The sequence below is a fragment of the Peribacillus sp. NPDC096447 genome, assembly GCF_044762725.1.
Classification (GTDB): Bacteria; Bacillota; Bacilli; order Bacillales; family DSM-1321; genus Peribacillus.
The window spans coordinates 437,669-461,068 of sequence record NZ_JBIWEV010000005.1 but is presented as its reverse complement, the minus strand read 5'-3'; the positions used below and the strand labels follow the sequence as shown (position 1 = coordinate 461,068).

Below are 23,400 nucleotides of genomic sequence, written 5' to 3'. Positions count from 1 at the left end.
CCGTTTTTCATTGATTTTCAATAATTCCTTGTTCGGTAAAATAATTCATGGCTCCTGGATGAAAATCGAGTGGAACTTGTTTGGTTGCTTCCTCTATTGAAATATCAGAAGCAGCCGGATGTGTACGCTGCAGTTCAGGCAGATGTTCATATAATGTTTTCACAAGATTGTATGCATGAGGGTCAGACATTTCCTTGTAGGTTACCAAGACATTTTTAATTGAAATAGTTTGGACATTTTTTGTCATTCCCCTGTATGTATCTCTGGGAATTTCATCATGAGTATAAACTCCATATTGTTTCTGAAGACGTTCAATGATGTCCCCTGGTATGGGAATGAAAGATAGCTCCATCTGCTTGGATATGAAAGCGATTTCATTATTCGGAATTCCCGAAGAAAAGAAAGCTGCATCAATGGTACCATTTCGTAATGCTTCTGCAGATTGAGAAAAAGAAAGATAGGATAAATTCAATTGATCAGTCGGTAAATCGGATTCTAACAGTATCCGCTCTGCAATAAGCCTTGTACCGCTTCCTGCCGTTCCCACACTAATGCGTTTCCCAACTAAATCTTCTAAGGAATCCAAATCATTTTGTTTAGTAGTAACAATTTGAACATAATTGGAATATAGGGCCGTTAAAGCTCTTAACTTGGATTTATCCGTCTCAGGCAAATCCAGTACATCCACTGTGGTAAAACCAATTTCTGCCCGATTGCGGCTAACCAATTCAGTATTTTCAATGGAAGCATCGGTTACCTGGGTTCCTGACACAGCTCCATTATATTTTTCATACATATTTGATAATCTTTGTCCTAATGAAAAATAAACACCTGTCATATCTCCGGTTCCAATGATTAGCATCCTATTATTTAAATCCTGTCCTTCAGAAGTTAGTTGACTCTGAATCAAGGTAGAAGCAGGTTTAGATATTTCCTGCTGCTCATTCATAAAAGAACATCCTGTCATGAAACAAAATAACAAGGCGACTTTTATAAAGAGTGCTCCATTCTTCATAGTGGCCCTCCTTTCTTAATGAATTTAGATGCAAATATCATGCCAAGTCTATTTTCTGCTTTAATACGCAAATCCTGCCGATTGCTTGGATGTTATCCAAGTATAAACCGGCAATTTTTTCCGGTTACCCAGAAAAAATTGCCGAATAACACGATGATCCTGTTATTCTCCTTTTGAAATGAGCTTGATTTTATCACGAAGGCTTCTTTCAGAAATTTTTAAGATTTGAGCTGTTTTTTGCCGATGGTTTTTACAGTATTGAAGAGTGGCCGTTATGACCTTTTCTTCTATCTCTTTCATGGAAATGCCGATGGGAATCCTGAAACTGTTAAAATCGTCGTCATTGCCATCCGGCTGGAGAATGAACTTCTGTTCTTGTACATATTGCGGCAAGTCGGTTTCTTCCATTCTTTTCGAGTTTGATAGGGCAACAGCATATTCTATAATGTTACCAAGCTCACGGACATTCCCAGGGTAATGATAATCCAGTAAAATCCGACGTGCGGTTGCCGAGAATGTCTTTTCTTCACGATTCATATCCTTAGCGTGCTTTTTTAAATAATAATCCATAAGGATCGGTAAATCTTCTTTTCTATCTCTTAAAGGCGGCATCGAGATGGGTATGACATTTAGCCTGAAATACAAATCCTCCCTAAATTCCCCTTCCATCACCATTTGCTCCAGGTTTTTATTGGCTGCACTTATAATACGTACATCCAATGAGATTTTTGTATTGGATCCCAGAGGCGTCACTTCCCGTTCCTGCAATACCCTTAATAATTTAGCTTGAAGTGGAAGGGGCATTTCACTAATCTCATCCAGAAAAAGGATGCCTCCATTAGCAGCAACGAATTTCCCTTCCTTCCTCTGAGTTGCACCGGAAAATGCTCCCTTCTCATAACCAAACAATTCAGATTCCAGCAGCATCTCAGGAATTGCTGCACAATTGACAATCTGCATGGGATTGTTTTTCCTTCTTCCCAGCGTATGGATGTTTCGGGCTACAAGCTCCTTTCCAGTACCACTTTCACCCGTGATAAGAACACTGGAATCAATATCTTTCACTCTTTCTATCATTGAGAAAATACGCTGCATCGCCTTGCTGTTACCAAGGAAGTTACCAAATCCCTTTTGAATCTCTAATTCTTCATGTAATGTCTCCAATTGATTGGACATCTGTTTGAATTCGGCTGCCCTCATCAAGAGCAAAGAAAGCTCTTCTATATTAATTGGCTTTTCAATATAGTAGTAGGCGCCTTTTTTTATAGCCTCTATGGAAGTTTCAATGGATGAATAGGCAGTCATCATGATGACTGTCACGCTAGGTGCTATTTGTTTGATTTTCTGTAGGACATCAAGTCCACTTTTATTCCCTATTCTCAAATCAAGTAACACAATATCAAAGTGCTGATTCTCGATCTTTCGAAGACCCTCATCGGGGTCAGTAGTTGTCACGACTTGATAGGAATCTTCCAATGCAAAGCTAAGAGCGGTGCAAATAGCAGGTTCATCATCAATCACCAATACATGCATTTTCATATTACTCCTCCTCTTTCCAGGCTTCTAATCGATATATAAAGGTAGTAAAATGGTGAATTTCGTTCCTGAATTAGGATAACTTTTCACATGGATATCTCCGTTATTCTCTTTAATTAGCCTATACGATAACGTAAGTCCCAAACCGACTCCCTTTTCTTTATTTGTGAAAAAAGGTTCGAAAATATGGTTCAGTTCCTCCTGTTTCATCCCTTTTCCTGTATCAGTTATGGTAATCCGCCCTGTCTTTTCGTTCTCTTTATCAATGGTGATATTAATGGTCTTTTCCTTTGTTTCTTCAACGGCATGAATCGAATTCAACACCAAGTTAAGAAGTACTTGTTGAATTTGTTGTAAATCTATATAAAAAATAAGGTCCTCCTCAATCGTCTGCTCGAAATTTATTTGGTTTTTTTCCATTGTCACCTTATGAAAAGCAAGTAATGATATAAGTTCATGAGCGTGGCAATTGGTAATATTTGGTGTACGCGGACGTGCATATTCAATTAAATCGGTAACAATCGCATTCAAACGGTTAACTTCAGTAGGCAAGTGTTCCATTAGAACTTGTCGGAATTGAGGATTATCATATTTACCCGGAAGTAAATCAATGAATGTTTTTATCGATGTCAAAGGATTCCTTATTTCATGTGCGACACCTGCAACTAGTTGACCAAGAGCGTGCAGCTTTTCTTGTGTGACCAATTTTTTCTCCAATGTTTTCTTTTCCGTCTCATCACTCATGGAAAGCAAGTATCCGGTTTGTATATCTTCAGAATTGAACATCTTATGCATCGAATATGATATCACCTTCTGTTCATTTTCCTCATTAAGTACCAAGATCCGAAAAGAACCCGTACGATTATTCTCACTTTGTTCTTGATGTAAAACTTCGAAATTCTTCATTAATCGCGAATGATTCATAAGATTCAGAATCATTTCCTTGGAAATGTTGAGAATGTCCGATGCCTTTGCATTGCAGCTGGTAATCATGAAATCGAGATCGAATGTAATGATTCCATTATTGATATTGTTTAAGATTTGATCTTTGAATGCTTCAGCGTTAGCGATGTTTTGCTTTTGTTTCTCTAAATCCTTATTTAATAAATGTAATTTTAACGTCTGGTTATGAACGGATTTTTTTAGCTTTTGATTCCATATGTAAATGAATAGAAGGATAAGGGCTACTGCAGTTAAGCTGATAATCAACCAGAATATGAATTGCTCCAGCCTGGCAATTTTTTGATTGGATTGTGGCATGACCCATTTATCAATTATCCCATTGATATTTCGGTTTGCTTTAAGTTCTGTGAGTGTATTATCCATCATGAAAAGAAGCGATTGATTCCCTTTTTTTACTGCAATCGTATAATCCGCCGGTTCAATGACTTCATCGAGAATGATGTAATTCTTTTCTTGGCGGAACTTTTTCAAATAGAAATCAGCAGTCCATTTGTTTCCGATGAATACATCTGCACGGTTGTTCAATAATGTTAAAATACCCGAGTATTGATTCGAAACGGTCGTTAAATTTGTATTCCTCATATTGAGAAAAGTACTGATTACTGGAGTGTTAAGGTCAAGGACAACATGTGAATCACGTAGATCCGTTAACGTATGAATTTCCTGTTTCCTTTTACTAGGAATGATTATTGATTGGGACATTGTAAAATAGGATTGAGTGAAATCAAGTTGGTTATCTTTTTCGGTATTATAGGTACTTCCAACAATTGCATCAATTGTTCCGTTACTTAAGGCTTTTTCGGCTTCTTCCATCCTCATCGGAATATATTTGAAATCTACGCCATTATATTTTGCTATTTCCTCCATTAAATCAATATTGATGCCTGTCAGCTCACCAGCTTCATTTTCAAATGAAAATGGAGGAAGAGCACTTTCTCCGGCAATTATAAAAGTCTTTTGTTCAGCAAAAACAGTGGGAGACCAAAGTGTTTGAACAAAGACTATCAAGCAAAATATACTTAGTTTAAAAAGCTGCTTTTTAATTAAGAGCCCTCCTTCTGTGTCAAAATCCTTGCAGTCAGTGTTTCTCGGCTAAAACACCATGATAATATACTTCTCCAATAAGGGCTTGAACCCTTTAAAATGCAAAGAATTCTTGACACAATCTAACAATTTCCTACAAAAAGGTGTGTAATTCTGTCTTACCAAATACATATAACCCCAGCAACCTTTGCTGGGGTTTAGGTTAGGAATAGACTTCTTATTTTAATTTAGAAGAAGTGCCAGTTTACCTAAAGCAGATAAAGTTGATTGGAGCAGGTGTTCGATACTCCTGTGGGAAAAGGGTGTCGAAGGGAGAACCCACAGTCCCAAAGCGCAGAGAGCGGACCGCCCGCGGAAAGCAAGTTCCCTATGTTCCAATCATTTTACAAACTATCTATATGTTAAATGATTTTTCCGTTTCAAGGCTTTTATCATTAGCCGCAACGCTCCAACATGATAAGCCGAGTGGGCTTCCTAAATCGAAATTACAGAATAAAAAGCCCAATTTCTCTGTATTAAAATTGGGGAATCGGGCTTTTTTGTTACTCCATAAAAGCGACCTATAATGAAATAACACTTTATTTTTATAAGGTGGTTTTGATGAAGTTTATTACTTAAACCTAAATTCAAGTAAAGCAACTTTTAATTCAAGAGAAGCGTACTTTCATAAAAAGCCAAAGGGTACACTTTTGGTGTTTTCCATTTTAGATGATTTGATTGAGTGGTTACTTCGATCCAAAAAGGAGGTCGAATTTACGCAAAGTGAGGTAATATCTTAAACTTGATACATTTATTTTCTCGTCGATGTACTAATCTTTTAATCCCTTTCCATTGAGAATTTTCTGCATGCATTTTTCAACTCTTGACTCTCGAGTTTTGGATTGTTTGGGTTGAGAAAAATGAAGAATGTATGCTCTTTGCCGTCCCGGGGTCAATCCTTCAAAAGCAGTTTTCAAGGCAGGGATTTCATCGAATTTATTTTGAAGTTCTTCAGGAATTATGAATTCTTCGCTCTTTTTAAAATTTACTTCCAAACCGGCTTTTTCAACTTCAATGGCTTCATGAATATAGGCTTTCAGAATGGTTTCCGTTGCTACTATTTCTTGAACATTGGTGAACCGAATCTGGCGCGCCCCCTGTACATTCTCCGTTTGTTGGATTAGAATCCCATGGGGATCCTGTAACAAGGCACCTTTGTGAAACAGAAGTGCACAATATTCTTTAAATCCATGTATTAAAACGATGTTTTTTTTCTCAAACGTGTAACAAGGATGCATCCACTTAAATTCTTCGGTCAGGTCACAGTTAAGAACGATATTTCTCAACGTCTCATATTCGTCCTTCCACTTTTTAGCTTTACTTAAAAATTCATCAACCTTAGGATTCATTCTACTATTTGTCATAACGAAACACTCCTCTTTCCGAGCAGTTTGCTTTACCTATACGTTAGCTAAATACTAAAAAAAGCTTCAGAAGTTTGGTCTTACATTTCCACTAACAATTTTTTAAGATCTTCGCCCATTTTCGCCCAACCATATTTCGCACCATTGAACGCTTGATCTTCTTTTTCGAATCCTGATTGTTCAAGATGTAAATAGGTTGTTCCATCCTCGTGCTTTAATGTCCATGTGACTGTAGTGTTTATCCCGCCACCTACCCAAGTGTAAGATAACTTATAAGGCTCCTCAACTTCAAGAACTTCGGAATCGATAACTAAATTCCACTGTTCATTCCGGAACTGAAATTTATGTCCGACGACAGGTTTAATATCGTTAGCCATTACCCACTTCGCAAGAGTATTTGCATCCGTTAAGGCGAGCCATACCTTCTCGATTGGGCTCTGAAAATTAAAATCTTGTGATACTGTTAAATTCACCTTTTGTTCCTCCTCTAATATTTGGTTTAAAAGTAGCATTCTTTCACTCCAGAATTTCCTGTAAAACGATACCCAATCCTCAATTTCCCTCAACGGGGCAGCATTCAGCCGATAACGCGTTTCCCTGCCTACCTTTCTGCTGATTACGACACCAGCCTCTTTAAGGATTGACAAATGCTTTGAAACCGCAGTACGGCCCATTTCAAAATGTACGGTCAACTCATTCAGTGGCAATTCTTCCACGTCCGCCAACAAACGTAGCAATTTACGTCTTGTTGGGTCAGCGATGGCTACATAAATATCACGCTCTTGATTTTTCTCGTTCAAAATCACCCCCCCTTTAATTGGACACCATTTGGTGTCTTTTATTATATGACACTAATTGGTGTCCTGTCAATTTTATTATGGACACACGGTATTTGTTTTATTCTCCTAAACTGCCCCAATAGTTGCATAAGAAAAAGCTGCCTTAAAGAACACAGCTCTGATCTTCAGCTACCGCACCCGTTGATGGTATCATTCGAGAAAGGGTGTATACCCCCCGAGATCCGAACGCAGATATTGTGGTACTAGAAAATGAGACACATTTGATAGGAGGAAATCCAGAGGGTGGGGGTTATACGGGGGAATTAATGGTGGACAAATTTTAAATTCTGCTTTCATATTGATTGGATCGGTTGTTCGAGACTCCTGCGGGAAAGCGAGTGCCTGAAGAGTAAAACAATTACAAACCCTCGATATGATAAATTATTTGTCTATTTCAAGGCTTTTTAACATTTGACGTAACGCTCCAAGATGATAAGCCGAGTGGGCAATGGTCGCATTTACATTTGTCAGCCATTTTCCTAAATCGATTGTATCGATTTCTTCGAGAAGAGTTACATATTCCTTATGTAATCCCTCCCTTATTTCCGCCCATTTCACCTCATCAACAGTAGCAATGGTCCAGCTTGCGTCCCAGTCTTTTTCAAAGTCTGTGCCACTGATCATTGTTCGGATTACCCATAAATAATACCGTATGTGGTCTGAGTGAGCAGCAATGGTTGATCCATTTATGGAACGTGAAGCGTCCTCTGCGGTTAAACCATCAAGTGTCCCAAAAATCCCTGTATTCGGTCTTGAATCAGTATAATAGCTCCCATCATTTCCCGGTCCTTCAAACGTCTCTTTCAAAAGCGTTTTTATCGAACTTTCCAACGTCTCGCTCATCTCAAATCCCCCCAATTAATTTAATCGACTTCATTACTTTATAATACACTAAGAGAAACCATTAATCGTTTTATTTTGTTAAATTAATCCAGAAAAATCGCGAGTTTATAGAATTACTCGCTGAACTGGCATAAGGTAAAGGCTTCCTTTAACAGTTAACAACCTCTTATATGTTATTGACGCTGCTCTTAACATGGTGAATAAAATAAAAATACCTTAAAAAGACCCTTCCTTAAAAAAACAGGAACGGCCTTAATTATTTATCTAAAAAATATGATCCGGTTTGGTAAGTATAGAATGCTAATACTAAGATTTAGTAGCTTTTCAATCGCTCCTCCAGGGACACAATTCTAAACTTTAACTCTTGATTCGTGTCTAAGCCCCCTATTACAATTTGATTATCTTCCGTAATGGTGACATATCTGAAAATTTCTTCTCCGTGGATCTTTATTTTTGTCTCTAATGTCGTTTCCATTTTTGCAAAAACTTGATTTGTGTATGTAAGCGGAAGAAGATCATCTAAACCTTCTTCGGGGCTGCCGAGCCACTTAAACATGAAATCTTTCAATGAATATTGTTCAATCATCGATAAATGATCTTTAAAAATTAATTTGTCAATTGTTATCTCTTTCAACTTAACCACTCCTCAATAGTATCTAAAGTTTATACGGATAAACTCCTAACATCAAGGGCATTCCAATGACAAACCATTACATTTTGATTACTTGCTGACTAAATAAAGCCTTTCCTTCCGAAAAATGGAGTTATGTTACCTTGAAAATAAATTGGAGAATGATTTTTTTAGAATACGACTAGGATTAACATGTAGAGGGATTATTTTCTGAGATTTGCATTTTTTGGTATAGATGATTATCCGTGAAACAAGGATTTTCATTTCAGTCGAAAACAGCCTCCATTTGCTTATGAAATGAAGGCTGTTTTTCTTATAGAAAAATGTATAAACAACTTTCAGTTACAGCGATTACATTATAATTCTTGTTTTCCTTTAACACCATTTATCGAATAACTGATTTTAATGTTGGCATTTAATGAGTGATATACTGAACAGTACGTATTTTTGGATAATTGAATCGCACGGACCACTTTATCTTCAGGCAGATCACCCTCCAATAAATAGTGAATATGAAAATCGGTAAACCGTTTAGGGTGATTTTCTGATCGTTCCCCTTCTATTTCTATTTGAAAAGCCTTTGTTTCAAATCGCATTTTTTTTAATATCATTACAATATCAATACCTGTGCACCCAGCAAGGGAATGTAAAAGTAACTCCGTGGGTCTGGCTCCGCTATTTTTTCCTCCTACTTCTTCGGCAGCATCCATCTTTATTTCATGTCCCGACGGAGTTGTGCCGGAAAAGGCCATTTCCCCTGTCCATGTAATCATTGTTTTCATTTGAATCAATTCCTCCCTTTCTTTTTGTTTTGTTCCAAAAATAGTCCACATGTCTATTTAATGTAAGTACAGTTCACTTAAGTCTTAAAATAATATTTCCCCTAATATTGTGGTCATTACGCAAATTTACAGAATACTTGACTTCAGGATTTGTAATATGACCCTAACTTGTGATGACTTTCCATTCCTTATATTCTTCCCACAAGTCCTACTTAGTTAGTCATATTGTAAAATTTGAACGTTGCCTTCAGTTACTCGCTTTCCGAGGGCGGTCTTTCGCCTGTGGAGACTTCCTTGGAAACGCTATTCCCGCAGGAGTCTCGAACACCCTCTCCAATCAACTTTGTATTAAAAATTCAGATAGAAACCATTTTGTTGACTAAAGAAGGTTCGGAAAGCTCTCACAACCATGTTCTAAAGGTAAACTTAGTTATCCTTCTGTTTTTTTTACTTATTTAAATGGATGAAACCCTGAATAGATTGAAGAAAATTGCGACACCCTTGCCGAATAACTGGCTAGCCGAGACCCCACAGACGCTTTGCGGCGAGGAGGCTTGGCAGACAGTCGGCGGAAAGGGAGCGGATTTCTGAAATCATCTGAAATGTTTTTTTGAGGGTTTTAAATATTTAGATAGAAACCGTTAGGCTTGCAAAATGAAAGACACCATTTCCTCATCTACCATGAAGTTTTATAGTTTCCTTCTCCATTCAAAGGAGTTTTATAACTATTATTTTCCCCATCTTGCCAAGTGATATTGCCATTTTCATCTTTCAGGACGAACTTGAATTCATAGAATCGATCTGCAGCTAAACGAAATGTTCCACTCCAGCTGCCTTCTGTGCTTTGAGTAAGTTTATATTCATAATCCTCAGGATTCCACCTGCCGATTTCCCCTCTATCCCCAATTAAGTAAACTCCCTGTGTGGCAGGCACATTTTCAACTGTGAATGTAACTGGTATCGACTTGCCTTTCAATTTATCAGCCATCATCCAGAATTCATTTGTTGGATTTCCTTCATCGTCAAATAAATAGGACATCCTTAGCAAGGTAAATCCCTCAAAACCATGGTTAAAAACCATTTCTGCTATATTGTCAAAGCCCGCTTCATTGTTGATCAGCGGGAGTGCATTTTCCCCGTTTAATGAAATTCCTTTTTCATTAGCCAAAGAGGCAATATGGGTCACCAACGTTTTAGGAGCGCTATAGGATGGGGCAGTATATGCGTCTTGATCTCCCATTTCCAAACAGGTGAACGTGAGGGCCATCTTCGATTTCTTAAATTGATTCAATAATTGGGAGTAGTTATAATACCCTGCACTATACTCTGCTGAATGAGGCAGTTCTGGATCATTCATTTTCCAGTGGACTCCTGAGATTTTAGCTCCAATTGGAACGCCAAAGACTTCATCAAAATGTTTATGGGCAAATTTAGAGATTTTTGCAAGATGCTTTTCGAGTGCACCTTGATACCACTGCATGAAGTCGTATCCAAATTGAGTGTCGATCGCTCCGCCCCTGGTGAAAAATTCATCCCCATTTCCTGGCGGATGAATCTCATTCCAGTTTTTAAACGTTTTGCCCCAAGCAGCATTTAATTTTTTTATCGTTGAATATTTTTCTCTCATGGTAAGCCTGAAATCACGTTTCGCTCCTTCTGTATAAGCTTGGAGCTGTCCCCTTTCAGGATAATCCCAGCCATCAGCATTTTGATAGGAGGGATATCTTAGTTCCCCAGCTGGTCCAGCACTTAAATATATTTTAGCTATTAAATCCTTGTTATCAGCAAAGTTCTTTGCAAAGGATTTATACAATTCGTTGTATTGATCGGCTGTACCTTCCCACCAAGGAGCAAGTACTTCCTTATTCCAGAAACCACTTTCACTCTTGAATGCCATGTTTTCGGCAGTGTCTTTATTCCAGAGCCAACTCGGGATGGGATAGTTGCAATCATCCCCCACATTACCGCCGCATTGATGTGTAGACAAAATGGGCACCCATTTTAAACCGGAAGCTTTCACTGTTTCCGCATATTTTTTATAATAGGACCAATCAAACTGATTATCTTTTTTACTCTCGACTAATCCCCACCAAATATCTGTCGTTATTGCATATACTCCATTTTCCTTCAACTGGGTTAACTGGGCTTCAAATGCCTCCCAATCTGTTATTTCACCCAATGGGGCCATTACATAAAGCTTGTAATCTGGTTTTACTTCTGCGATTCCAGGTGAAGTACTTGATAAAGGAACAAAATACAGCATAAAGGTAAAAACACCAACAGATAATTTGTTCATAAAAACGCCAACCTTTCCCCTATAACTTTATTCATTGTTCATCATTGAAATCGTTTACATTCACTTCGTTTAATAAAGTCATTCCTTTACTAGAAATTATATTTGTTTTGGAAATATTTATCAATTATTCTGCCAGGGAAATTTAGTTCAAAGCACCGCAAAGAAAAAATGGATAGTCTAAGAGACTATCCAGAACATTTGGTTATAAAACTATAAAAACATTACCATCTTCTATTTCAACAGTGAATGTCTTAACGCAACCATTATCAGGTTTTTGAACTTCTCCATTCTTGACACTGATTTTCCAGTCATGCATCGGGCAAAATACGTGATCACCACTCACAATGCCTTCCACCAGAACCCCACCTTTATGTGGGCAACGATTTTCAATGGCCCGGAATTCACCACTTGCCAAATGAAAAAGTGCAATTTCCTGAGAGCCTATGGTTACTGTTTTCCCAAGGTTTTTTGGCATCTCATTTACTGTTGAAACCTTTATCTTTTGAAGCGTTTTCCCCATTTAGGCTTCCCCCATATTCATTTATTTGATATAGCTGGAATTTTCACTTTTTGAAATAAACCTGTTTGGATCGCATTGCTCTCAATGATTTCTTTCCACGGTTCTTGCAATACGGATAAGGCCTCATCCAAGCGTTGATTAAGCTCAATCCTTTTTTGCTTTTCACCAATAATCGCCTTAATGTTATCGAACCCTACACGTTCAACCCAGACAGACGTTCTTTCTAAATAATTGGCAGTCTCTCGATAATGTTGGATGTATGCACCCGTAATTTCAATTACCTCATCACTTGTTTTCACTTTGCATAATAATTCAGCAGCTCTTAAATGGGTTCCGCCGTTGCCGCCAATATAAATTTCCCATGCACCGTCCACTCCGACAACACCAAGATCTTTGATACCGGATTCAGCACAATTACGAGGACATGCCGACACAGCCATCTTAACCTTATGCGGTGTGCCTACACGTTCAAATTTCTTCTCCAGGGCAATGCCCAGCCCAATTGAATCTTGGGTGCCAAAGCGGCAAAAGTTTTCACCGACGCATGTTTTCACAGTTCGAAGGGTTTTTCCATAAGCATATCCAGAAGGCATATCCAGGTCAGCCCATACTTTTGGAAGGTCTTCTTTTTCAACGCCGAACAAATCTATTCTTTGCCCGCCTGTAACCTTAAGTAACTTAACTTTATACTTATCGGCAACATTTGCTATTTTCCGTAATTGATCGGGATTAGTGACGCCGCCATACATTCTTGGCACAACGGAAAATGTACCATCCTTTTGAATATTTGCATGTAGCCTTTCATTGACATAGCGGGATTCTTTTTCATCTTCATATTCAACAGGATGGATCATGCCTAAGTAATAATTCAGTGCCGGTTTACACTTCGAGCAGCCATCACTTGTATTCCAGCCGAGAACATTCATGACTTCTCGAGTATGGGTCAGATTTTTTTCGCGTATTTCAGCAACAACCTCATCTCTGGATAATGTGGTGCACGTGCATATGGATTCCTTTTGGTTTGACTTACTGAATTCAGCGCCTAATGTCAGCTCGAGAATATCACCGACTAATGGCTTACACCCTCCGCATGATCTCGAAGCACTTGTGCAGCCTTTTACTTCCTCAATACTTGTTAACCCATTAGATTCGATAGCCGATACAATATCGCCCTTGGTTACTCCATTACAACCACAGATGATTTCCTCATTTGACATCGCAGTGACAAGACTAACACTAGGTTCACTCGTTCCAGCGTTTAAATATTCGGAAACCTCGGCATTTTTATTGATCATGCTCAATAGGTAATTGCTTTCCTTTGTATCCCCGAATAATACCGCACCAGAAATTTTCCCATTCCGAATCATTACTTTTTTGTAAGTGCCATTCCATTCATTAAATTCCTTGATTGATTTAGCTTGTTCATCCTCGAAAATTTCTCCAGCCGAAAATACATCAACACCAGATATTTTTAACTTAGTAGACAGCACTGAACCCTCGTAAGCTTTGTCTTCCAGCCCGCAAATCCTTTTGGCTAATACTTTGCCCTGTTCATATAGGGGAGCGACCAAACCATATACCATTTCACGGTGTTCCGCACATTCACCAACCGCAAAAATATTCGGGATTCTTGTCTCCAAATAATCATTCACGATAATTCCTCGATTGACAGGGATGCCGCAATTTTGAGCCATAGCAACATTTGGCTTAATCCCAACTGCCATAACCACTAAATCGGCGCTGATTTCCTCGCCATCACTAAAGCGCAATCCTTTGACATCAATTTCACCTAAAACCTCCTGAGTCTGTTTCCCAAGATAAAAATTCATTCCCTGGCTTTCAAGTTCCTTTTGCAGCATTTTTCCTGCTGCTGGATCTAACTGCCTATCCATCAAATATTCTGAAAGGTGAATAACATCTACCTGCATACCTAGATTCAGTAGACCCCTGGCTGCTTCAAGACCGAGTAATCCTCCACCAATGACAGCAGCCTTATTGTTGTTTTTGGAATATTCGATCATTTTTTCACAGTCTTCAATATTTCGAAAGGCTGTCACTCCTTTTTTATCAGCCCCCTTTATCGGTAGAATGAATGGGATTGATCCGGTAGCTAAAATTAATCGATCATATGCGACTTCACGATTTGCATCTGAATATATGATTTGCTTAGTGGTGTCGATGTTGGTGACTGTTTCACCTGAAAAAAGTGTAATATTGTTCTCTTTGTACCAGTTCCAATCATTTATTGTAATATCATCTATCGTCGTAGCCCCTTGCAATACATTCGATAGTTGGATCCGATCATAATTCGGATGCGGCTCACTTCCGAAGACAGTCACCTCAAACCTATCCGGTTGAATTTTCAAAATTTCTTCTATACATCTTACTCCAGCCATACCATTCCCAATGAGTGCCAATTTCTGCTTAGCCATGTTTTGTCCTCCAATAAGATTTTTTTGAAAGGATGATATGATTGATTATAGGCGACGTCACTTTTTATCGCCACAAATGTGTTATAAAATCTTACATAGTTTTTTAAAATTAATAATTAATGTTAGTTTTTATTACAAATATTCAGAAAATTAGGATATAATATCCTTATTGATCTAGCATAAATCCAAAATGAGGTGATTTTCATCGTCCAGCAAAAAGAATCTTATTTAGACAGAAAAGTAATTTCCATAGGGGTGGTCAGAGAATTAACCGGACTATCCGATAGACAAATCCGTTACTATGAAGAAAGAAAACTCGTTTTCCCCGAAAGATCTAAGGGGGGGAACCGTAAATACTCTTTTTCCGACGTCAAGGCATTAGTGGAAATTGCCGATAAAATAGAGGATGGAGTGCAAACCAATGAAATTAGGCAGGAAAAATTAAAAGAGAACAGAAGAATTGAACAGGAAAAAATGCGAAAAAAAATGCTGCAGGGCCAATTAAATGCACACTTTGGCCTACGCAATTAATTTTCGCTAAGCAACCGCAATTATTAACTACATACCATAACTGTCCATATTCCAAACTTCGATTAGCCAGGTAACAAATTCACCTTACATCTATAAAGTAGCTGTTAACATTGTTAAACTGGACATGATGACTTTCATGTCCAGTTTAACATTTTCATTACAGTAAAAGTTTTCTAACTAATCATTCCTCTTCTAAGCGAACTCCTTATCTTTTGTCTTCTCTGAAAACCATGATAACTTCTCGGATAAATTCACCACTTCACCTATTACAATAATGGCGGGATTGGCAACCTGCTCTCTTGTAACAATCCCCACTATTGAATCGATTGTTCCTGTAAAAGTTCGTTGAAAACCTGTCGTTCCTTGTTCAATGACAGCAATGGCAGTTTCAGGCTTCTTTCCGCAGGATCGTAATTGTTTACAGATATATGGAAGGTTTTTAATACCCATATAAATAGCAATGGTGTCAACACCATGTGCCAAATGATGCCAGTTGATGTTATCAGGTTTACCGGTCACGCAGTGGCCTGTGACAATTGCGAAGGAACTCCCCCATTCCCTGTGAGTCACGGGAATTCCAGCATAAGCTGGCGCAGCGATTCCAGACGTGATTCCAGGAACTATTTCAAATTGAATTCCGTGCTTTACTAGCACTTCTGCTTCCTCACCGCCTCGTCCAAAGATGAAAGGATCTCCCCCTTTTAGACGAACAATCGTTTTTCGCTCCATTGATTTACTAATTAACAATTGGTGAATGTCCTCTTGAGGGACACAATGTTTACCAGGCGCTTTACCGCAATAAATATATTCAGCTTCAGGTTTACCGTATAAAAGCAATTCACGATTTACCAATCGATCATACAAGATGACATCCGCTTCCGCGATGCATTTGGTTGCCTTGACAGTTATTAAGTCCGGAGCACCAGGTCCGGCACCAACAATATAGACCTTACCTTTTTCCATCCTTTTTCCCCTTTTGTTGTTTAGTCATGAAAGCTCTGTGTAATTAGGCTCTGCTGTTCAATTATGATTGAACCTAATAAAAATTATGATGAACGGGAAGAAAACCTCCCTTAATGAGACGTTAACTCAACTATAGGATGTACTTTTACAGCACTGACTTTAAAGCCAGGCATTTTGCATGTCGGGTCTAAATCCTGTGAAACGAGGCGATTGACATTTTGTGAGTCTGCCCAATGAAAAGGAACGAATATAGTATCATGGCGAATGGTTGCTGACCATTTGCTCCTTACAACAATACTTCCCCGCCTTGATTCGATTTTCACCAATGTATTGTCTGGAATATGATATTTCTTTGCTGTTTCCGGATGGATTTCCATATATGATTCAAAATTTCTTGCGGCTAATGATGAGCTTTTTCTCGTTTGAACTCCTGTTAAATAATGTGACATGATTCTTCCTGTTGTTAAATAAAGGGGAAAATCCGTACATGGCTGTTCTTTTGGAACAAGAGGCACATTATTAACCACAACCATGGCCGCCTTTCCATCCGGGTGGGCAAAAGACGTTTCGAATAACCTTTTTGTCCCTTTATGGTCAATGGTTGGGCATGGCCACAATATGCCTCCTTCTTTTCTTAATCGATCATACGTTATACCATAATAATCAGCGGTCCCCCCGCGGCTTGCCACTCTCAATTCTTCGAAAATCTCTTTCGCAGATTGAAAGGGGAAATGCTCCTCTTTTCCAAGAGCTTTTGCTATATCACAAATGATTTGCCAATCATGCTTCACTTCCCCAGGAGATGAAAAACTGGCTTCCCGAAGCGTTACCCGTCCTTCTAAATTTGTCATCGTTCCTTCATCCTCTAAATAAGACGAAGTAGGTAAAATTAAATCAGCCAATCTAGCAGTTTCAGAAATGAACATATCTACTGCGACAAGAAACTTTAATTTTTTCAAAGCCTTTTTGACAAAGTTAGCATTGGGATTTGAAACAATTGGATTGGAACACATTAAAAACATGCCGGTAATTTCACCTTCATTTATCTTCTCTATCATTTCGTATGCCGATACACCTTTACGCGGCAAATCAGCCTCTTCAATCCCCCATATTCTTGCAATATGTAATCTATGTTCCTCATTTTCAATCATACGATACCCCGGCAGCTGGTCTGCCTTTTGGCCATGTTCTCTTGCTCCCTGCCCATTTCCCTGTCCAGTGATAGCTCCATAACCCGAATTCACTTTTCCAATTTTTCCTGTAACAATAAGAATATTAAGAAAATTACGAACGGCGGCTGAACCATCTGTTTGCTGCTCAACTCCCCTTGCTGTAAAAATCATTCCTGATTCTTCTCTCCCGAACATTGCAGCCGCTTTTTGAATTTGGTCGCTAGGCACCCCTGTCATTTCTGCAATTTCCTCCAACTTTAAAGATGTAACATACTCTTTAACTTCGTTGTAGCCATTTGCACGGTCCCGGATAAATGCTTCATCAGTAAAATCCTCTTCAATGATCACTTTCAATAATCCGTTTGCCAAGGCGGCATCCATCCCTGGTTTTACCTTTAGATGTAAGTCGGCCATTTTCGTTGTTGCTGTTTCTCTTGGATCTACAGCAATGATATATGCCCCATTTTGTTTCGCTTTCTCAAAGTAAGGCATGATTGTCGGCTGGCATTCCGCAATATTCGTGCCCGCCAAGATAATGCACTTTGTGAACGGAACCTCTGATAAGCTGTTGGTAAGGCCCCTGTCCATACCAAACGTTTGGCTTGCTGCCGAAGCAGCTGCGGACATGCACAAACGGCCATTATAATCTATATACTTTGTTTTTAAAGCTACTCTTGCAAATTTCCCAAGCAAATATGCTTCTTCATTTGAAATGGATGCACTCCCATATACAGATAATGCATTTACACCATCTTCCGCTTGAATTCTTGTGAAATTCTCCTTAATGTGATTTAATGCCTCCTCCCAAGATATTCGAATAAATTCACCATTTTTTTTAAGTAATGGGTATTTAATTCGGTCGTTATGCAATGCATGTTGGTGTGCATTCATTCCTTTAATGCATAAGCGCCCCTCTGAGGTTGGATTATCTTTACCAATCGTCATATACTTTTTTCTTGTCACTATTGTTTGTTCCAACAGCTGCATCTTACATTGCATACTGCAAAATGGACATTGTGTTTCATATCGTTTTTCTGATTGGACCTCTTGTTGCTTCGTGCGGAAATACTTTAATAATAATTCGGTCAAGGCTCCCCACCCTTTACTCATTGATTTCTTCTGTTACAAACATTTATTCGCTTATCTAAAGGTATTTCCACTCAGTTCATTCTCTGATCTACGCCATTTCCAATCGTTGAGACAGTTGCTGACTAAGTTCAATATCAAACAAAACTTCTCTAACATGAATTAAACCCACTCGTTCAATCCATTGCCAAGTCCGTTCTAAGTAATTGGCTGTTTCACGATAATATTGAATAAAGCCGATGATGATTTCAATTGCTTCATCATTTGTCCCGGCCACACATAAAAGTTCACCGGCACGAACATTACGCCCGCTGCTTCCGCCCACATATATTTCCCAGCCCCTGTCAACGCCCATAACACCTATATCTTTCGTTGTTGATCCTGCACCATTATGCATACAAGCAGATATGCCCATCTTAATACGATAAGGTGTTGATACATGCTCCAATCTTTTTTCCAAATCAACAGCAAGTATAAGGGATTGCTGTTTTTCACAAGAGCAAACATTCTCACCGATACATGTTTTGACGTTTTGAACGGTGTTACCATATTTCGAACTTAACGGCATGTCTAAATCAGCCCACACACCTGGAAGGTCTTCTTTTTTCACACCCATTAAATGAATCCTTTGTTCACTTGTTACCGCCACCTGAGATATATCATATTTATCTGCAACATTTGCAATTTTTCGCAAGTCCTTCGCATTCGTCATCCCGCCGTACATTTGCGGGATAACAGAGTATCGATTATCACTTTGAACTGTTGCATTCTTTTTTTCATTTATGAAAAGGGTTTGCTGTCTGATCTCGTATTCTGGATGAATCATCCCTAAATAATAGCTAAGGGCCGGCCGGCAAGTTGAACAACCTCCGTTATTTCCCCATTCAAGAACATCCATCGCTTCTTGGACAGTTGTTAAGTCTTGGAGCTGCATTTTATACACGACTTCATCTTCCGTTAATGTCGTACATGAGCAAAACGCAGTTTGTTTCTCATCCTGAGTAGAAAGATTACTTTGAATATAGGTCAAAAGCTCGGTCACTGCCGGCTTACATCCACCGCAAGAACCGGTAGCCTTTGTGCATTGTTTAACTTGTTGTACTGTTGTTAATCCCTTTTTTCGAACCGCTTCAATGATTGCCCCTTTTGAAACAGCATTACAATTGCACATGATTTCATGGTTTGCCATCGAAGCGATTATTCCCTCACCCGTACTTGGTGATTGGAACAGTGCACGCTTTTCCTCTGATGATACTTCTTGCCGCTTTAAAATCATATCGAGTAATCGTGTGCTGATGTTTGTATCTCCATACAGCAAAGCACCTATTATTTTTCTTCCTTGAAAAACCACCTTTTTATAAACACCATCCAATTCATCAATAGTCGTGATTGATTTCGTTGTTTCATCACCAATGAAATCTCCAACAGAGAATAATTCAACTCCTGATATTTTCAACTGGGTCGAAAGGACCGAGCCTTGGTATCCGTTGCATTTCATCTCACAAATATGCTTTGCCAGCACTTCACCTTGTTCATATAGGGGTTTCACCAGTCCATAAACAATGCCTTGATGTTCGGCACATTCACCAACCGCATAAATATTTGGGATGCTGGTTTCTAAATAGTCGTTTACAATAATGGCACGATTTGTATCAATTCCACTTTCTTTGGCCAACTGAATATTCGGTCTGACTCCCACAGCCATAACGACCAAATCTGCTTCCAGCTCCGTTCCATCTTTAAAACGGACTCGCTCTACACGTTCGTTGCCGATTAACTCCTGCGTTTCCTTTTTTAAAAGAAAGTTCATTCCCTGGTTTTCCAACTCTTTTTGCAGCAAAAGTGATGCCTTTGAATCAAGCTGCCTCTCCATTAAATGGTCAGCAATATGAACGACATGCACTTCCATACCAAGGTTTAACAGCCCTCTCGCTGCTTCTAAACCTAATAAACCGCCTCCGATGACGACTGCTTTTTTATGTTTGCGTGAAGTTTCAATCATCTTTTGGCAATCTTCAATCGTCCGAAATGCAATGACGCCTTCTTTATCAACACCGGCAACAGGAAGAATAAACGGGACGGAACCTGTAGCAATTATCAGCTTATCGTAGTAAACTTCCCGTTCTTTGTCCGTTTTTATCTTCCGAGTCTCTATATCAATTTTTACAACCGTTTCCCCTGTGAACAATTGGATATTATTCTTCGTATACCAGTTTCGATCATTTATCGTAATATCTTCAAAAGAGGTGTTGCCTTGGAGCACAGTCGACAATAGGATTCTGTTATAGTTGACGTGTGGTTCACTGCCGAAAACGGTAATCTCAAAAGCAGCCGGATCATTCCTGATAATTGACTCAACACAGCGTAATCCCGCCATTCCGTTCCCTACTAGGACCAGTTTTTGTTTAAACATTTTATCCCCCCAAACAAGTACTGAAACAAGCCGATATAATTGGTAAACAAAGTTCTAGATCTTAACTGAATTCTTTCCGATTACCCACGTTTTTCTCCATGAAAGCTGAGCTAGACCCAAGATAAGCAACGCCACGATTCCAACTGCGGAAAATACTAAAAATCCTGTAGAATATGTGCCAGTAATCTGTTTTAACGTTCCTAGTATGTTTGGAACCAAGAAACCGCCAACACCTCCGGCAGCTCCTACAATTCCTGTGATAAAACCAATTTCTTTAGAAAATCGCTGTGGAACTAACTGAAAGACAGCCCCGTTGCCCATACCGAGAAATAGCATTCCGATGAACAACAGGATTGTAACGACAGTAAGGGAATAAAGAAAACTAATCCCAAACATACATAATGTGAGTCCAATAAATAAAAACATAAGCAGCTTAACTCCACCTATTTTATCGGCAATATATCCTCCGACGGGACGAAAGAAGCTTCCGGCGATGACACATAATGTAACAAATTCCCCAGCCCTTATTCGTGTTAACCCATACTCATCAACAAAAAAGATGCTTAAAAAGCTGGTAAATCCGACAAAGCCCCCAAAAGTCACACTGTAAAGAATACAGAAATACCACGTATCCCTTATTTTAAATACATTGAAATATTCCTTGAGTGGTTTTGCAGGCGGTTGAGATGGTGCGTCTTTTGCGATTAAGATATAAATGACAAACACGATGGTTAAAGGGATCAAAGCTAATCCCATAACATTATGCCAGCCAAGAGACTCTGCAATACGCGGTCCAAACAATGTCGCAAAAAGAGTTCCGCTGTTACCGGCTCCCGCAATGCCCATCGCTAGACCCTGCAAATGCGGGGGGTACCAGCGGCTAGCCATAGGAAGTGCTGCAGCAAAACTTGCACCTGCCACTCCGAGCAAAATCCCAATTAAATAAAGCTCGGCTAAACTTTCTCCGAATAACCAACCCCAAAAAAGCGGAATCATCGTAACAAGCATCCCGCCGATCGCTGTTTTCCGCGGACCGATGCGATCAGTCAAAAACCCAAGGACGATTCGAAAAAACGAGCCTCCCAAAATCGGAATAGCTACAATCAAGCCTTTTTCAGCTGGGGAAAGCCCGAAATCCCTTGTAATATAGACACCAAGTGCACCCAATAACACCCAAATCATAAAACTGATATCAAAATAAAGGAATGAAGCTAATAATGACGGAGCATGACCGCTTTTTTTCAATTCAGATATTTTCACTTTTCATCTCTCCAATACTTTATTAATTGAATATTTGTTTATTTTACTCTTATAAAAGCAAGATTTCTCTGTTTATGTCAGAAAACATTACACACTTTTTTTGTAAGTTATAAAATGTGAATACTTTGAAGTCGTTATTGGTTAAAATTTAATAATTTCATTTCGTTTTTCTTATATAAATCGAATGATAATGTGGTTTACTTAGGTGAGGTATAGTCCCAAGCTTGTTTAACTTTTCAGTTATGGCAGGAGATATACCAAAGATACCTCCAATAACTTTTCGAAATATCTCCATACAAAAAAAGAGAAGCCCAAAACTTAAGCTTCTCTTCCAAATTGTAGATAAACACGACTATAATAATTGAGTTTGTTTACAATTTTAATAATTGTCCGTTAATTTCCACTACAGGCACGAACTTTTCCCGCAGGAGTCTCGAACACCTGCTCCAATCAACTTTGTATAACATTAAGATAGAACTCCTTTTGCCTACAGTCTTTTTTGTTTAAAATAGAAGAAATAAAACTTGAGGTGATTTTTATTCAGCCGGATTAACTTTAAATGAAGATTGCATCTTCATTAGAGGGCGGGTTCTTCCCACAGCACGAAACAAGGACCTTTTTCATATGATGTGTTATGAGCGGCATGAGATTTAATAATCTGATTATATCCGGGGAAAGGTTGGGTGCAATAATATGAAGCAATATCCATTTCATAACATCCCATTTCAAAATCTTCAGAAAAAAGACATGTCATTTGAAGAGGTATTCGTTCATATTGTTGAGTTCATGAAATTAAACCCTTCCGGTAACTATCGATTAATGGTCGGTACAGATTCTCAAGTACATAAAAAACATACTGTTTTCATTACAGGCATCGTGATACGGCAGGTCGGAAAAGGTGTATGGGGTTGTATAAGAAAAGTGATGATTCCTAGAAGGATGCTGCATTTACATGAACGTATTTCCCAAGAATTGTCGTTAACAGAGGAGATCGTGTCACTGTTTACGGAAGAAAGAAAAAATCAATTAATTGATATTGTCCTGCCTGCTGTATACCAAGGGGCAACGTTCACAATGGAAGGGCATATTGATATTGGGATTGGAAAGCGGAACAAAACCAGTGAATTTGTAAAAGAAATGGTAGCCAGGATGGAATCAATGGGCGTGGAACCGAAAATCAAACCCAATGCTTTCGTCGCTTCAAGTTATGCCAACCGGTATACAAAACAAGAGTAAATGTCTTTAGATAATGTAATAAGTCAAATCAGCCTAAACTGTATTTGTAAAGGGCTGTGAAAATAAATCAAAGCAATTCTTATTGTACGGTATTTGAAAACAGCAAAAAACCGGCCTCAGACCGAGACCGGCTTCAACATTTAAAGATATAAGCCGCCATTGCCGTATTCAGTAAGAAAGTTTTAAACCACCACTCCTCAAAGTGGGTGTTTGCAGAAATAATCCTGTTGTCCAAGTCAGTGACGAGGCATAACATTCCTGTTTCGATATAAAACTCCCTATTACAGCTTAAAGGTTAAAACTTTATTATCATTACGAACAGTGCAGCTTGTATTGTTATAATACCTGAATTCCTCATATGTTACAATGTTAATATTCACCATATTAATAACCTATTGCTGACTTAGGGAATGGACGTCGTATTAGCCCTTATAT

Annotated in this window: 17 protein-coding genes, 1 other RNA gene and 1 pseudogene; 2 read left to right on the top strand and 17 right to left on the bottom strand. The window is 38.8% G+C overall.

The genetic code is table 11. The features are described 5' to 3' along the window. Nucleotides 1-7 precede the first annotated feature (7 nt). The 12 genes and pseudogenes from ACIQZD_RS19495 to nirB (ACIQZD_RS19440) all read right to left on the bottom strand — a co-directional run bounded on the left by ACIQZD_RS19495 (nucleotide 8) and on the right by nirB (ACIQZD_RS19440) (nucleotide 14,304). Entirely contained in the window at nucleotides 8-1,015 is a 1,008-nt protein-coding gene (locus tag ACIQZD_RS19495) for a TAXI family TRAP transporter solute-binding subunit (RefSeq protein WP_402905552.1), read from the bottom strand. A 162-nt stretch (nucleotides 1,016-1,177) separates the two neighbouring features. After that, nucleotides 1,178-2,554, bottom strand: coding sequence for a sigma-54-dependent transcriptional regulator (locus ACIQZD_RS19490; RefSeq protein WP_402905550.1), 1,377 nt, complete (start codon nucleotides 2,552-2,554; stop codon nucleotides 1,178-1,180). A gap of 24 nt (nucleotides 2,555-2,578) precedes the next feature. Then, nucleotides 2,579-4,522, bottom strand: a complete 1,944-nt coding sequence (locus ACIQZD_RS19485; RefSeq protein WP_402905548.1) for a transporter substrate-binding domain-containing protein — start codon at nucleotides 4,520-4,522, stop codon at nucleotides 2,579-2,581. An 845-nt stretch (nucleotides 4,523-5,367) separates the two neighbouring features. After that, nucleotides 5,368-5,961 carry a YdeI/OmpD-associated family protein gene (locus ACIQZD_RS19480; protein WP_402905546.1) on the bottom strand — a complete coding sequence of 198 codons (594 nt, stop codon included), beginning with the start codon at nucleotides 5,959-5,961 and terminating at the stop codon, nucleotides 5,368-5,370. An 80-nt stretch (nucleotides 5,962-6,041) separates the two neighbouring features. Further along, nucleotides 6,042-6,473 (bottom strand): SRPBCC family protein, encoded by a 432-nt coding sequence (locus tag ACIQZD_RS19475; protein WP_402905646.1) that lies wholly within the window; start codon nucleotides 6,471-6,473, stop codon nucleotides 6,042-6,044. Nucleotides 6,474-6,527: 54 nt separating this feature from the next. After that, a pseudogene (locus ACIQZD_RS19470) lies at nucleotides 6,528-6,767 on the bottom strand (ArsR/SmtB family transcription factor); the annotation flags it as partial. 414 nt (nucleotides 6,768-7,181) lie between these two features. Continuing rightward, entirely contained in the window at nucleotides 7,182-7,643 is a 462-nt protein-coding gene (locus tag ACIQZD_RS19465) for a hypothetical protein (protein ID WP_402905544.1), read from the bottom strand. 313 nt (nucleotides 7,644-7,956) lie between these two features. Further along, entirely contained in the window at nucleotides 7,957-8,277 is a 321-nt protein-coding gene (locus ACIQZD_RS19460; protein WP_402905542.1) for a hypothetical protein, read from the bottom strand. 353 nt (nucleotides 8,278-8,630) lie between these two features. Beyond that, entirely contained in the window at nucleotides 8,631-9,056 is a 426-nt protein-coding gene (locus ACIQZD_RS19455) for an OsmC family protein (protein ID WP_402905540.1), read from the bottom strand. A gap of 676 nt (nucleotides 9,057-9,732) precedes the next feature. Continuing rightward, nucleotides 9,733-11,352 carry a family 14 glycosylhydrolase gene (locus ACIQZD_RS19450; protein ID WP_402905538.1) on the bottom strand — a complete coding sequence of 540 codons (1,620 nt, stop codon included), beginning with the start codon at nucleotides 11,350-11,352 and terminating at the stop codon, nucleotides 9,733-9,735. A 202-nt stretch (nucleotides 11,353-11,554) separates the two neighbouring features. Then, nucleotides 11,555-11,872, bottom strand: a complete 318-nt coding sequence (gene nirD / locus ACIQZD_RS19445; RefSeq protein ID WP_402905536.1) for a nitrite reductase small subunit NirD — start codon at nucleotides 11,870-11,872, stop codon at nucleotides 11,555-11,557. Between the two features lie 17 nt (nucleotides 11,873-11,889). Continuing rightward, entirely contained in the window at nucleotides 11,890-14,304 is a 2,415-nt protein-coding gene (gene nirB, locus ACIQZD_RS19440; protein ID WP_402905534.1) for a nitrite reductase large subunit NirB, read from the bottom strand. A 204-nt stretch (nucleotides 14,305-14,508) separates the two neighbouring features. Here nirB (ACIQZD_RS19440) and ACIQZD_RS19435 point away from each other — a divergent pair, with 204 nt between their 5' ends. Further along, nucleotides 14,509-14,835 carry a MerR family transcriptional regulator gene (locus tag ACIQZD_RS19435; RefSeq protein ID WP_483878408.1) on the top strand — a complete coding sequence of 109 codons (327 nt, stop codon included), beginning with the start codon at nucleotides 14,509-14,511 and terminating at the stop codon, nucleotides 14,833-14,835. A gap of 192 nt (nucleotides 14,836-15,027) precedes the next feature. Here ACIQZD_RS19435 and cobA read toward each other — a convergent pair whose 3' ends face one another. The 4 genes from cobA to ACIQZD_RS19415 all read right to left on the bottom strand — a co-directional run bounded on the left by cobA (nucleotide 15,028) and on the right by ACIQZD_RS19415 (nucleotide 21,729). Next, complete coding sequence (gene cobA / locus ACIQZD_RS19430; protein WP_402905531.1) at nucleotides 15,028-15,798, bottom strand: uroporphyrinogen-III C-methyltransferase; 771 nt, start codon at nucleotides 15,796-15,798, stop codon at nucleotides 15,028-15,030. Between the two features lie 110 nt (nucleotides 15,799-15,908). Further along, nucleotides 15,909-18,059, bottom strand: coding sequence for an assimilatory nitrate reductase catalytic subunit NasC (gene nasC / locus ACIQZD_RS19425; protein ID WP_402905644.1), 2,151 nt, complete (start codon nucleotides 18,057-18,059; stop codon nucleotides 15,909-15,911). Nucleotides 18,060-18,147: 88 nt separating this feature from the next. After that, nucleotides 18,148-20,469, bottom strand: coding sequence for a nitrite reductase large subunit NirB (gene nirB, locus ACIQZD_RS19420; RefSeq protein WP_402905529.1), 2,322 nt, complete (start codon nucleotides 20,467-20,469; stop codon nucleotides 18,148-18,150). Nucleotides 20,470-20,523: 54 nt separating this feature from the next. After that, nucleotides 20,524-21,729, bottom strand: a complete 1,206-nt coding sequence (locus ACIQZD_RS19415; RefSeq protein WP_402905527.1) for a nitrate/nitrite transporter — start codon at nucleotides 21,727-21,729, stop codon at nucleotides 20,524-20,526. Nucleotides 21,730-22,422: 693 nt separating this feature from the next. On the opposite strand from ACIQZD_RS19415, the gene ACIQZD_RS19410 reads away from it, so the two are divergent. After that, entirely contained in the window at nucleotides 22,423-22,965 is a 543-nt protein-coding gene (locus ACIQZD_RS19410; protein ID WP_230175939.1) for a ribonuclease H-like YkuK family protein, read from the top strand. A gap of 146 nt (nucleotides 22,966-23,111) precedes the next feature. On the opposite strand, the gene ssrS is transcribed toward ACIQZD_RS19410, so the two are convergent. Next, nucleotides 23,112-23,298: non-coding RNA, 6S RNA (gene ssrS, locus ACIQZD_RS19405), on the bottom strand. Nucleotides 23,299-23,400: the final 102 nt, after the last annotated feature.